The organism is Clostridium sp. DSM 17811 (assembly GCF_018861905.1).
Lineage (GTDB): Bacteria > Bacillota > Clostridia > Clostridiales > Clostridiaceae > Clostridium_AD > Clostridium_AD frigoriphilum.
The window spans coordinates 478334-492374 of the sequence record NZ_JAHLDU010000001.1 but is presented as its reverse complement, the minus strand read 5'-3'; the positions used below and the strand labels follow the sequence as shown (position 1 = coordinate 492374).

Sequence of the window (14041 nt, the reverse complement as noted above, 5' to 3'; positions counted from 1 at the left end):
TATTTGGAAAGAGGTATAAAATATGAGTAGAATGTTTGGTACAGATGGAGTACGAGGGATAGCAAATACAGAATTAACAGGAGAGATTGCATACAAGTTAGGAAGAGCAGGAGCTTTTGTACTAACAGATGGAGCACATAAGCCCAAAATTATAGTTGGAATGGATACAAGAGTCTCAGGAGACATGTTAGAAGCTGCTTTAGTTGCAGGGATTTTATCTGTAGGGGCAGAGGCTATATGCCTTGGAGTGGTTCCAACTCCAGCTGTAGCATATTTAACAAGAAAATATGGAGCAGATGCAGGAATTGTCATTTCAGCTTCTCACAACCCGGTAGAATATAATGGAATAAAGTTCTTTGACAATAATGGATTTAAATTGTCTGATGAATTAGAGGATACAATACAAGCAGTTATAGAAAGTGATTTTAAAGAAGTACCATCACCGATAGCTGGTGATTTAGGTAAAAAAACAGTTAATGAGAATGCCGTAGTTGATTATATGGAATTTGCTAAATCTACTATTTCAGGTGACTTAAAGGGACTTAAAATAGCATTAGATTGTGCTAATGGTGCTTCATATATAACATCAGTAAAGGCTATTAGATCACTTGGAGCAGAAGTTTTAGTTATTAACAATGATCCAGATGGTATAAATATAAATAAAGACTGTGGGTCAACTCATCCTGAGCATTTAATGGCATTTGTTAAAGAAAATCATTGCGATTTAGGATTAGCTTTTGATGGTGATGCAGATAGATGTTTGGCAGTTGATGAAAAAGGAAATCTTATAAATGGAGATTTTATAATTGCTATTTGTGCAAAACATCTAAAAAGTATTGGGAAATTAACTAAAGACACAGTAGTAGTAACCGTTATGAGTAATTTAGGTCTTGATATTGCAATGAAGCAGGAAAACATAGCTACAGTTAAAACAAAAGTAGGAGATAGGTATGTTCTTGAGCTAATGCAAAAGGAAGGGTACAGCCTTGGTGGAGAGCAATCAGGACATGTAATTTTTCTTGACTTTAATACTACAGGGGATGGACTTGTATCAGGACTTCAACTAGCAACTGTTATTAAAGAAACGGGGAAACCATTATCAGAGCTTGCATCAATGATGGTAGAACTTCCACAGGTACTAGTTAATGCAACAGTACCTAACGATAAAAAAGATATCCATGAAACTGATAGTGAAATAGTTGAAGAAATAAAGAAAATAGAAGAAAAATTAGATGGTTGTGGTAGAGTACTTATAAGGCCATCGGGTACAGAACCTTTAGTAAGAGTAATGCTTGAGGGTAAAGTACAAAGTGAATTAGATAAAATGGCACATTCTCTTGCGAAACTTATTCAACAAAAAGCAAACGCATAGAAAGTAATTAAGATTTAGTTAACTTGTTATTAAAAGTATTGACGTTTAGAGCATAGAACGAATATAATAGACTGAAAGCTTATGTGTAAGGTTCATAAGTTTTCAGTCTATTTATTTAATTAATACAGTGAGATGCTGAATATTTTGATAGAGGAGGGTAGAGGAGAATAAGTTATTTTAAAGCGCCAGAACTCATAATGAGAATAATTATGAGTTGACGAGGATGGGGAGTATCGAATCTTCGGCGGATGCCCCGCGGTAGCGCACTACCGTTAATGATTGATAAAAGCGAGAAGTGATTTTCGTGACAAGATCAATCTGGTGTTAAAACCTTTATAAATATTACGATGCCAATAGGCAATATGCATCGTCTTTGGGTGACAAGTAGTATCTAAAGGGGACGAACAGTGCCTATTTGCAATGAATCGATTAAGTATGATATTCATCTATGATTATAATTATGTAATGCGAATTGCTCTATATAATAATGTTATGAGTAAGGCAATAGTAGTACTATTTTAATAATTACAAATAAAGTGGATGAGAAATATTCTTAATTGATTTGTGGAAAATTATAAATTTGAGAGGAAGATGAATATGTGCGGAATAGTTGGATATTTTGGAATAAAAGAGGCTCAAACAATATTGATTGATGGGCTTAGAAAATTAGAATATAGAGGATACGATTCAGCAGGAGTCGCAATTATAGATAATGGAGTTTTAAGTGTTACTAAATGCAAAGGAAGACTTGCAAATTTAGAAGCTGAATTATTAGAATCTCCACTTAAAGGTCATGTTGGAATAGGTCATACAAGATGGGCTACTCATGGTAAGCCATCAGATGAAAATTCTCACCCACACACTAATGAGAAAGGAACTATTAGTGTAGTTCATAATGGAATTATTGAGAACTATATCCATTTAAGAGAATGGCTAATGGCAAAAGGATATAAATTCGTATCAGAAACTGATACAGAAGTTATACCACACCTTATAGATTTTTATTATAAAGGAAACATTGTTGAAGCTGTAAAGAAGGCTACAACAAAAATGGAAGGTAGTTATGCAATAGCAGTATTATGTAGTGATGAACCGGATAAATTGATAGCTGTAAGAAAAGATAGTCCATTAATAGTTGGACTTGGAAAAAATGAATTTTATGTAGCATCTGATATACCAGCTGTACTAAATCATACAAGAGAAGTATATTTATTAGAAGATAATGAATTTGTAGTTATCTCGAATGATGGCATAAAGCTTGAAGATATAGAAGGCGACATTATAAATAAAGAAGTTTTCCATGTAACTTGGGATGCTGATGCAGCTGAAAAAGGCGGATATGAGCACTTCATGTTAAAAGAAATTCATGAACAGCCAAAAGCAATTAGAGATACTATGAATTCAAGAATAGTTCTTGGACAACCAATAACACTTGATGATATAAATATAACTAAAGAGCAAATTAAGAAATTAGATAAAGTATATATTGTGGCTTGTGGAACTGCTTATCATGCAGGAGTTGTAGGTAAGTATGTTATAGAAAAACTTGCAAGAATACCAGTAGAACTCGATATAGCGTCAGAGTTTAAATATAGGGATCCAATAATTGATAAAAACACATTGATGATAGTTATTAGCCAATCAGGAGAAACAGCAGATACTATGTCAGCATTAAGACTTGCGAAGGAAAAAGGAGCAAGAGTAATAGCTGTAACTAATGTTGTTGGTAGTGCGGCTTCAAGAGAAGCAGATGATGTACTATACACATGGGCAGGACCAGAAATAGCAGTTGCATCTACTAAAGCTTATGCGACTCAGCTTATAGCAATGTATATAATAGCTTTGTTCTTTGCTCAGAATAAAGAAACTATGAGTATGGATAAAATTGAAGAAATTAAAGCAGCAATGCTAGAACTTCCAGAAAAAGCAGAAGAAATGCTTAAAGACAAAGAAACTATACAAAAGTTTACATCAAAAACTTATATGCATAAGGATATGTTCTTTATAGGACGTGGTCTTGATTATGCAGTTGCACTAGAAGGTTCATTAAAACTTAAAGAAGTATCTTATATTCATTCAGACGCATATGCTGCAGGAGAGCTTAAACATGGCCCAATAGCACTTATGCAAGAAGGGACTATAGTTATAGCACTAGCTACTCAAGAAGAGCTATTTAGTAAGATGGTAAGCAATATACGTGAACTTTCGACTAGAGGAGCAAAAATATATGCTTTCGCACCAAAAGGTCATACTGAAATTGAAAAATCGGTTCATTCAGTAACTTATATACCAAAAGTATTGGATATATTATCACCAGTAATATCAGTAATTCCACTACAATTATTAGCATATTATATGGCAGTTCAAAAGGGCTGCGATGTTGATAAGCCAAGAAATCTTGCAAAATCAGTAACTGTGGAATAGGGTAAAATGTTAGGGAATTAATTTTGTAGCTTTATAACAAAGTTGCACCGTTTATAAAAAAGATTAACCGTTTAGAAAAAAGTTAAACCATTTATAAAAAAGTTGAATCGAAATTATTTATGATGGGAATGCTATATTTAAGAGAATGTAGTATTGAAAAATTAAACAAATATAAGTGTGTAACAAAAACTGCACATTCTCATCTAAGGTGAGAGTGTGCAGTTTTTCATTTTGAAAATGGAGGTGAATTCAATGGCCAAAAGAAAAAGAAGTTCAGATATAGATAAAATGATTAAGGAAGGAAGAGGTTCAGGAAAAGGAGACACATATAAACCTTGGATTAAGATTCAAGATGTGCCGTCTTTAGGTAGATCAAGTAGGATAAGAGGAATAAAAACGGGAAGACAACATGAGTTATTATCAGATATGGAAAGAAATTATTTCTATATTTTAGAATACTCAGATAAAGTTCAAGATATTAGAGAGCAATTTCCACTACTTCCTATTGAAGATACAATGATTATTGCTAAGGAGTTAGGCATAGAGCATCCTAAAAACCCTAAAACAGGAGAGTTTATTGTTATGACTACGGATTTTTTAGTATCTATAAATTATAATAACAAATTCCATGAAGTAGCTAGAACAATAAAATCCAAGGATGATCTTATGAGTAAAAGAATATTAGAAAAATTTGAGATTGAGAAACAGTATTGGGAAAAGAAAGGTGTTAATTGGGGGATAGTTACTGATGAAGAAATAGATAAGGTCATAGCTAACAATATAAGTTTAGTTCATGGTTATAAAGATATAGGCAAAATAGATAGTTTTAACGATATTGAAGCTAGTGAATTGAAGGATTTAATATACGAGTTTATAAAAAGAATAATTGATAATCATAACGCTATGAGGACTACGTGTACAGCGTTTGACAATGAAATGTGCTTAGAAAAAGGAAGCAGCCTTTGTATATTTAAATACCTAGTAATAAACAAAATGATTGAAATAGATATAACAGAAAAAATTAATGTTAATAAAAACATACCTAGTATAAGCATAATGGAAAAATCGATTAAGAAGGTGGAAGCAATATGATATCTATTAATTCGGTTTTTAAATATGTGGATGGCGAAAATGGAGAAAGAATAAGGATTATTAACATTATTGAATTTTATGTTTACATAGTAAATATTGACTCAGTAACATCAATGCCTAGAAAAGAGTTATTAAAAACCATTGAAGAAGAAATTGAGGGAGAAAAATTAATAGCTATAAAAGACCCATTTTCAAGAATAATTAACGAAAAGGAACTCTCAGAGCTTCAAATTAATAAAAGAAATGCAGATTGGCAGTTTATTGAAACCTTTTGGGAAGCAAACAAGTATGAACTCTTAGAAAAGAATCATAGAGAAAACAAACTTAAGGAAATAGCTAATAGGTCAGGGTTAAGTTTGACAAAAGTAAAAAAGGTATTTAGTAGATATTGGCAAAGAGGGATGAATAAAAATGCTTTACTACCTGATTATATAAACTCTGGAGGAAAAGGAAAAGAAAAAAAATTATCTGATTTGAAAGTAGGAAGACCTGCAAGAGTGGATTATTTAGGAGATTCTATAGAAGGAATTAACGTAACAGATGATGTGAAAAAGCACTTTCAATTTGTTATAAATAAGTATTACAGAAATAATAAAAAGATATCTTTAAAAGAAACATACACACTTATGCTTAGGGACTTCTATTCAGATATATATAGAGAAAATAATGAAATCAAACATATGGTTTGGGATAATGAGAGAATACCTAAGTATAATCAATTCTATTATTGGTTTAAGAAGTTTGAAGACGTTAAGAAGGACATTGTACTAAGAGATAGTGACAAAGAATTTAATTTAAAACATAGGCCATTACTAAGTAATTCCACAATTGAAACAGATGGACCAGGAACGAGATTCCAAATCGATGCAACAATAGCTGATGTGTATTTAGTAAGTTCTTTAAATACAAGAAGAATAATAGGTAGACCAATTGTATACGCAATAATAGATGTATATTCTAGATTAATTACTGGGATTTATGTTGGATTAGAAGGACCATCTTGGCTTGGAGCTATGATGGCATTAGATAATATGATAGCTGATAAGGTTGAGTTTTGTAAGGATTATGGAATAGAAATAACAGAAGACCAATGGCCTTCAAAACATTTGCCAGAGATTATAATAGCCGATAGAGGAGAATTTGAAGGATATTCTCCTGAAAACTTAATTAATAATTTAAATGTTAAAATAGAAAATACTTCTCCTTATCGTGGAGATTTAAAAGGTATAGTTGAAAGGAATTTTAGAACCTTAAATACTAAATTAAAACATAAAACTCCTGGCGCTATACAAAAGGAGTTTAGAAAAAGAGGGGATAAAGATTATAGATTGGATTCAACTTTAACCATAGAAGAGTTCACAAGGGTATATATAAATATTGTATTGCATCATAATAGTCACCTTATAGAAAAGTATCCAGTTGAAAAAGAAATGCTTGAAGGTCAAATATTGCCTATACCAATTCAGCTTTGGAATTGGGGAATTGAAAACAAAAAAGGTAGATTAAAGATAGTTGATAGAGATGTATTAAGAATAAACATTCTTCCAAAGGGAAAAGCAAGTGTTTCAAGGGCAGGAATTAAATTTAAAGGGTTATCTTATAACTCTGATAAAGCTATTAGTCAACAATGGTTTATAAAGCCTAAAGCTAGAAGCATTGAAATTGTATATGATCCTAGAAACGTTAATAATATATATATTCCACATGACAATGGGTTAGGATATGAAGAATGTTATTTATTAGAGGCAAGTAATCAATATAAAGATTGCCTATTAGAAGAAATAATTTTTAATCAAGAATTATCAACTGAATTAAAAGAAAAACATTTAAGAGAACAGAATCAAAGTAATATAAATTTAGAAAATGAAATAGAAAAAATAGTTAAGGAAGCTGAAATAGCAAAATCAAAAGAATTAGATTTCGGAGAAAGTAAAAATCGGCAACTCAAAGGCATAAGAAACAACAGAATTGTTGAAAAAGCTATGAATAGAGAAATAGAAGCTTTTCAAATTGGTGAAGAAAAAAACAGTGCCAATAAAGTTGCTGAAGTAATAGAATTACCTATTAGAAATGTTGAATCAGCTGAAAAAATAGCGCCAGGTGATAATCGAATAATGGAATTGCTAAAAAAGAAAAGAGATGAAAGACGTGGAAAGTAATGAATCAATAATTATTTTAAGAGGTGAATATGAGAATGCTGTTTATAAACAACAAGAGTTAGATGAGTATAAAAGTAATCCGTTTATTGAAGCATTACCTAATATCTTTAATGAGGATGATGTGGTAGATAAATTCACTTTATTCCCAAAGATAAGTGATGAGGATAGAAATAGACCAACAAATATAAGATACCACATTATAAAAAGAGCTAAAAACTTTATTCAACCTTTACCAATTCATATCATTTTAGAAAGAAGATTATCAGCACTAATAAGACGGGGATATTTAGGTAGAAACCCAATAGATAAAGCCTTTTTAGAACGCTTAAAAATATTAAATGAGCTAAGATCTGAGGTAGCAAATGATAAGGTTGTCAATGAAAGAATGAGTCATATCAGGTCAACAGCAGATAGTCTCTCAGTTATAGGGATTTCGGGTATTGGTAAAACTACAGCAATAGAAAGACTTTTATTAATGTATCCTCAAGTGATAAAACATGAGGAATATGAAGGGCAATATTTTAGTAGAACTCAAATAGTATGGCTGAAGATAGATTGTCCCTACGATGGCAGCTTAGCAACTCTATGTAAAAGTTTTTTTAAAGCAGTTGATGATTTATTAGGTACTAGATATTTGGAGAAGTTTGGTTATGCTAATAGAATAACTTCAACAATGATGCTTCACATGACAACCTTAGCAAGTATGTATGGCATAGGTGTTCTAGTAATTGATGAAATTCAACATTTATTAAATGCTAAAAATGATATGGAAGATATGCTTAATTTCTTTGTTACATTAAGTAATACTGTGGGTATTCCTACTGTTTTAATAGGAACAAGTAAGGCACAACAGCTATTCAAAGGGAATTTTAGGCAAGCAAGAAGAGCAGGGAGTGAGGGCTCTATAATGTGGGATAGGATGTTAAAAAATAGTGAAGAATGGAATTTCTTTTTAGAAACTTTGTGGGACTTTCAATGCTTACAGGAAGAAACCAAACTAACTAAGGAGATTAAAGAAGCATTTTATGATGAATGCCAAGGCATTACGGCAGTTGCAGTTAATTTGTATATACTTGTTCAAGAAAGGTCATTATCACAAGGCAAAGAGAAAATTACAGTTGGTATTATAAGAAATACAGCAAAAGAAGATTTATACATGATTCAACCGATGATTAAAGCGCTTAGAAATAATAACGCTTTAGAAATAATGAAGTATGAGGATATATCTATTAATTTGGATGATATAGCAATTAATTATAAAAGTGATATGGAGCTTAGTGGAAGAGTTCGCGAAGCATTTAAGGAAAGAAAGATGTCTATAGAATTAATGAGAAGAAGTACTTCAGAGAATCTTATTTTCGATTTAATATCAATGGACTTATTTAGAAACTTAGATCATGAAGAAATTAAAAAAGTATGTAACAGGGTAGTTAATGAATCTAGTGTTAATGAGGAATACAGTAGTTTAAAGTTGGTAGCGTTACAGAAGGCCTTAGAGCAAGAAGAAAAGAAAAAGCACAATATGACGACTACAGAAAAAATAGAAACTAAAAATCAAGGGTTAATAGCTTTATATGATAAAGCAAGGAAGGATAAATTGCATCCTTATGATGTATTAAAAAAGAATGGTTATATTAAAAATCCAATTGAGGAATTTTTAAAAGCTAAATAAGTTTAATTATTATTGGGGATGGGCGGTTGAAAATGTATAAGGGAGGGTGAGTGTATATGATACATTTTTTTACTGATCCGTATAAGGATGAACTTATTTATTCTGCTATTTCTAGGTATCACTTTTACACTGGAAATATAGATTTTAAGGACACTATTGAAGAGTGCTTTGGAAAAAGGACAATCATATCATCGTTGGAGATAGGGAGTCCAATTGATGCATTAGCAAAAAATATAGGAGGGAGTTATACCTCTGAATATTTGATAAAAGAACATACTATTTTTCCGTACTATATTCCTTTTCTTCCAATGAAAAGAAGAGAAGAAATCATTAAAGAAATTAAGTATGGGGATTGTAGTGGGATTTATCAAAAAATAGGAATTATAGCAGGTAGTGTATGTAAACGCGAGGGTATTTATTATTGCCCTATATGTGCGACAAATGAGATACAAATGAAAGGAGAGGCTTATATTCATAGAGAACATCAGTTACAAGGGATTTATTTATGTGTTCATCATGGAGAACTATTAAGGAGATACAAAACAATAAAAACTGATGTAAGTAGACTTGAATTTATTAGATTTGAAAAGGATTTACTTGATTTAAGTAATGGACCAAAAGATATCAAGCATTATGAAAAAATGCTTAAACTAGCAAGTGACGCGTATTATTTATTAGAAAACGATCTTATGAGTACAGATAGAAAAATTGTTTTAAAAAAGTATAAATCTATTCTTTGTGAAAAGGGATTAACAACTTCAGGTAACAGAATAAAGCAAAGGGAGTTTTATGAGGAATTTATAAATTGCTATGGGTTAGAGTTCTTAAAAATTATGGACTCTAATATAGACAAGGATGATGAATACAACTGGCTTAGGGTAATAACAAGAAATTCCAAAAGAACTGTACATCCAGTGCGACATTTATTATTGATAAATTTTTTATCGGGAGATATTGCTGAGTTTTTTAATGACATAAGAAACAACTATAAACCCTTCGGCAAAGGACCATGGCCGTGTTTAAATAAAATATCAGAGCATTATAAAATGAATCTAGTGAACAATTTGAAGATAACAGATGATTATAAGACAAGGTTACCGGTAGGTACTTTTAGCTGTGATTGTGGCTTTGTATATTCGAGGAAAGGGCCTGATAAATCAAGCGAAGATAGATACAAGATAGGAAGAACAAAAAAATTTGGTATAGTATGGGAAGATAAATTTAAAGCATATTTAAAAGAAAGAAAATATGGGCTTAGAGAATTAGCTAGGTTTATGAACTGTGACCCTAAGACTATATTAAAGTTTGATTCCATATTAGGAACAAATATGTTTCAAAATAACAAGGGAAACATAAAGGATAAGCAACCTGCTGCTGAAACTGATAAATTAAGTGATTATAAAAATAGTATATTAGTCAATATGGAAAGTAATACTGCAGCAACAAGAACTGAAATTAGAAGTATGTGTAAAAAAGAATATATTTTTATTTATAGGAAGGATAAAAAATGGCTTTATGATAAACTTCCAATAGCAACTAAAAGAACTAAATATCAACCTATAGTGGATTGGAATAAGAGAGATAGTGAGCTTTTAATTATTGTAAAAAACAAATATGAAGGATTATTGGTTAGTGATGAACTTATTAGAATAACAAAATCCAATATTGGAAGAGGATTAGGAATACTTACAACCTTAGAAAAAAATATTGATAAATTACCTAATACAGAAAAATATTTAAATAAGGTAATTGAGACTGTTGAAGAGTTTCAAATTAGAAGATGTAAAAAGATAATTAAGAATAAAGTGGCTAATGGTGAACCTATAAGAATATGGGAGATACAAAGAATTGCTGGAATTAGAAATAAAGCTTTTGAAAAAATAAAAAATATAGTATTGGCATGTATTAATTAATGAAATAACAGGGGGATATATGAGTGAAGAAGCAGTAATCATAAAAAATTGGCCTTTTGAAAAAGGAGAAAATGGAAAGCTAATATGGATTGGAGAACCGTTTAAACAAGGTAGTAAGTGGATGGTATGTGCATATTTTAAGGGTGTTAGAGCAACAAGAAAAATTATGTTGGATTGGGCTAGTATCCATTTCCTTTCTGTTGATAAATATTATACTGATGGTGACTTAAATAATGGTACAACAATTGGTAACCCACAAGTTCTGGATATAAATCTTAATGGAATAAAAGCTGAATATAAAGAAAGGGATTGGACAATTTGGGGTACGGGCTTTAATGAGAAAACAAAATCTAAGACGTTTAACTTTTTAAAGGAGGGGGTGTTATACACTATTCCTATAATTGAGGTTATAAGGGTAGTTTTAGCACCTAATAAATTCATGCTAAATAGAATACTAGAAATGGATACTTTTGAAAACTATTTTACCTATGGTATAAAAGAAAGAAAACTCGATATAAATTTCACCTCTGAATATGAATCAAAACTTTTAAAAAGTGAAAAGGTAAACCATTTAGCTTGGTTACTTACAAATGTATCAGTTTTGCGAATGTTTAATAGTGTTGGTCAAGCGATATGGGAAAAAGAAGAGTTAAAATATGAATTTTTACTTGATAGATTTAGTATAAGGGCAAGAGTAGAAAAGAAAGATAGTTTTGTAAGGGTATTAGAAATATTATCACTTAACAAGAAGAGAATTAATGCCGAAGAAATAAATGTATATCATCCAAGCTTAGAAGAATCAATGTCTTCTAAAGATACTAAAAAACGAAAATTTGTTAGTAACAATACAAAAAGTGATAGAGAACTGGAACCAGGTGCAGATGGATCGACAAAAGAGTCAGACGAGATAAATACATTTATGATTAATCATGAATATGAAACGATTCCTAAAATAAATAAGAAGAAAAGTGGCAGAAAAATTATAAGGAATAATGAAGATAAAAACACTAAAACATATATTTTACATAATGACAACCTTAGGACCACTGCAGATACTGGTGGAGAAGATATTATTAGGGGATTAGAGTTTAAAAATTTGGCTGAATTTAAAGATAAGGGTGAGCTTCAAGAATTTATAGAGATGCTGAGATTAATAGAAAAAAGAGAAGCCATAAAAACAATAGATATAATAATTAATCAGATTCCAAAAGGTAAGAAGTTTTCAAAATTGAATGACAGGATAACTAGGAGGAGATATGCTATAGGAAAAATTATTATGGTTGACGGTAGAGAAAATTGTTTAATTGAGGTGGAGAGAGAAGATAAAGCACTGTCAATGTTGCTGTTAAAAGCAAACAAACAGATAAGTTGGAAGAAGATTTATAGTAGTGTTTTAATTTCATTAGTTGGTGATAGTGGGAAGTGGTGCAATAGAGTAATAGAGAAAATAGAGGATAATGGTGTGGTTGTTCAGAGAATTAAACATAGTAAAAAGGATAAATATGAAAAAGAAAAATACATGTATGATAAGATGAATTAACTGCCATAGAATGGTTTTATTTGATTAAAATTTCTTTATTTCTAAGGAGTTATATATAATTTTTTTAAAAAAACATGGATAAAAAGTGTATAGATCCCTACAGATCCACGTTGAAACCTTTAGGCACTATCTCTATTAACATTCTCATGTAACCATTGTAGCTGATAAGAAAATAGACGTTGAGTATGGTAATTTTTGATGATATAATTATATTAATTAATATACTTGGAGGTAAAATAATGGACTCGAGATGTCAGCAATATACATCTGAAAATATATCTAATGAAATGCTAAACATGATAGATTACAATGAAAACTTACATGGGAAAAAAGTGATAGAAAACTCTTGTGGAGAAGGCCATATTTTAAAATTAGTTGTAGAAAGATATATTTTAGATGGTAAAAGAAATGGACACTCCAATGCAAGAATAAAACATGGATTAGAGAATGATATTTATGGAGCAGAGATAGTAGTGGAAACATATAAAATATGTGTTAAAAACCTAGAGCAAGTTGCCAATAAATATGGTATTAAAAATGTCAAATGGAAGGTAGATAATAAGGATGTATTAAAAAAACCATTTGATATTACTTTTGATTATGTTGTCGGAAATCCACCTTATATTTCATATAAGAATTTGGAAGAGAAAGTAAGGTCTTTTATTAAAAATAATTTTGAGACTTGTGAATTAGGTAAACCAGATTATTGTTATGCATTCATTGAAAATGCAATAAACTATCTAAAAGATGGTGGTAAGATGGTTTACTTGATTCCAAACAGTATATTTAAAAATGTGTTTGCTAAAAAATTACGAGAAATGATTGTGGGGCATTTGGTGGAAATTTTTGATTATCCTAATCAAAAATTATTTAGCAATGCTCTAACTTCTTCAGCAGTTATGGTGCTTCATAAAAATAGAAATTTGCATGAATTCCAATATAGCGATATTACAAAGAATATTACATATAATATAAATAAAAGTATATTAAATGATAAATGGATATTTACAGAGCAAAATTTAAGTGATAATGGAGAGAAAGTATTGTTTAGTGACTCTTTTAAAGCATCCATAACTATCGCTACTCAGAGAAACAAGGTGTTTGTAGTTGATTCAGAAACAAAAATAAGGTTAAATTTAGAGCGGGGTTCACTTAGGAATGGCATAAGTCCAAGAAATAAAAGTTCAAATAATAAAGAATATATCATATTCCCTTATATGGTAAGAAATAACGCTGCATTAAAGTTTCAGGAAGAAGAATATAAAAAAAAATATCCTAATACATATCAATACCTTGTGCAGAATAGAGAGGAATTAAATAAAAGACAAGCAGATGAAAGTGCACAGTGGTTTGAATATGGTAGAAGTCAAGCAATTCAAAATATGAACCGAAGGAAATTATTAATATCTACAGTAGTAACCAATAAAGTAAATGTTTATTTAATAGGACCTAAAGAAGTACCTTATTCGGGAATATATATTATTGCTAAAGCAAATAATAATTTGGATATAGCTAGAAGAATTTTAGAAAGTGAAGATTTTTTTAATTATGTAATAAAGATAGGAACACCAGCAAGTGGTAAATCAGTTAGAATAACTGCTGATGACATAAATAAATTTAAATTTTTAAGAAGAGGGTTTGTTTCATGATGGTTATTGAGTTTAAAGTAAGAACTAAAACAATAAGGTGTATACCATATTAAAGCATATATAGTGCCTAAAAAAGATTTGAAATTAGGGGAATAAAAGAAAGTTAGAAAATAAATATTTTACTAATGTACTCAAAAAAATATAGCTGATGCATATAGTATTGTATGTATTCAAATTTATATTTGAATGTTTATTAGAAGATATGCTATAAGTTGGCGAC

The 14041-nt window shown here is 30.4% G+C and carries 8 protein-coding genes; all 8 read left to right on the top strand.

Annotation, left to right across the window (positions count from 1 at the left end; all coding sequences use genetic code 11):
- The first annotated feature begins 22 nt into the window (after positions 1 to 22).
- The 8 genes from glmM to KPL44_RS02180 all read left to right on the top strand — a co-directional run bounded on the left by glmM (position 23) and on the right by KPL44_RS02180 (position 13821).
- Complete coding sequence (gene glmM, locus KPL44_RS02215; RefSeq protein ID WP_216246976.1) at positions 23 to 1372, top strand: phosphoglucosamine mutase; 1350 nt, start codon at positions 23 to 25, stop codon at positions 1370 to 1372.
- Between the two features lie 597 nt (positions 1373 to 1969).
- Entirely contained in the window at positions 1970 to 3796 is a 1827-nt protein-coding gene (glmS, locus tag KPL44_RS02210) for a glutamine--fructose-6-phosphate transaminase (isomerizing) (RefSeq protein WP_216246974.1), read from the top strand.
- 252 nt (positions 3797 to 4048) lie between these two features.
- Positions 4049 to 4888, top strand: coding sequence for a TnsA endonuclease N-terminal domain-containing protein (locus tag KPL44_RS02205; RefSeq protein WP_216246972.1), 840 nt, complete (start codon positions 4049 to 4051; stop codon positions 4886 to 4888).
- Complete coding sequence (locus KPL44_RS02200) at positions 4885 to 7047, top strand: Mu transposase C-terminal domain-containing protein (protein WP_216246970.1); 2163 nt, start codon at positions 4885 to 4887, stop codon at positions 7045 to 7047. Before KPL44_RS02205 ends, KPL44_RS02200 begins: the two co-directional genes overlap by 4 nt.
- Complete coding sequence (locus KPL44_RS02195) at positions 7028 to 8719, top strand: ATP-binding protein (RefSeq protein WP_216246968.1); 1692 nt, start codon at positions 7028 to 7030, stop codon at positions 8717 to 8719. The genes KPL44_RS02200 and KPL44_RS02195 overlap by 20 nt, the downstream gene beginning before the upstream one ends.
- 56 nt (positions 8720 to 8775) lie before the next feature.
- Positions 8776 to 10632, top strand: coding sequence for a TnsD family Tn7-like transposition protein (locus KPL44_RS02190; protein ID WP_216246966.1), 1857 nt, complete (start codon positions 8776 to 8778; stop codon positions 10630 to 10632).
- A gap of 19 nt (positions 10633 to 10651) precedes the next feature.
- Positions 10652 to 12172, top strand: a complete 1521-nt coding sequence (locus KPL44_RS02185) for a Tn7-like element transposition protein TnsE (protein WP_216246964.1) — start codon at positions 10652 to 10654, stop codon at positions 12170 to 12172.
- A 239-nt stretch (positions 12173 to 12411) separates the two neighbouring features.
- Positions 12412 to 13821 (top strand): Eco57I restriction-modification methylase domain-containing protein, encoded by a 1410-nt coding sequence (locus KPL44_RS02180; protein WP_216246963.1) that lies wholly within the window; start codon positions 12412 to 12414, stop codon positions 13819 to 13821.
- The last annotated feature ends 220 nt before the right edge of the window (positions 13822 to 14041 follow it).

Excerpts from the sequence above, each read along its gene's own strand:
- glmM (WP_216246976.1), top strand. The coding sequence starts at position 23 with ATGAGTAGAATGTTTGGTACAGATGGAGTACGAGGGATAGCAAATACA.
- glmS (WP_216246974.1), top strand. The coding sequence starts at position 1,970 with ATGTGCGGAATAGTTGGATATTTTGGAATAAAAGAGGCTCAAACAATA.
- KPL44_RS02205 (WP_216246972.1), top strand. The coding sequence starts at position 4,049 with ATGGCCAAAAGAAAAAGAAGTTCAGATATAGATAAAATGATTAAGGAA.
- KPL44_RS02200 (WP_216246970.1), top strand. The coding sequence starts at position 4,885 with ATGATATCTATTAATTCGGTTTTTAAATATGTGGATGGCGAAAATGGA.
- KPL44_RS02195 (WP_216246968.1), top strand. The coding sequence starts at position 7,028 with ATGAAAGACGTGGAAAGTAATGAATCAATAATTATTTTAAGAGGTGAA.
- KPL44_RS02190 (WP_216246966.1), top strand. The coding sequence starts at position 8,776 with ATGATACATTTTTTTACTGATCCGTATAAGGATGAACTTATTTATTCT.
- KPL44_RS02185 (WP_216246964.1), top strand. The coding sequence starts at position 10,652 with ATGAGTGAAGAAGCAGTAATCATAAAAAATTGGCCTTTTGAAAAAGGA.
- KPL44_RS02180 (WP_216246963.1), top strand. The coding sequence starts at position 12,412 with ATGGACTCGAGATGTCAGCAATATACATCTGAAAATATATCTAATGAA.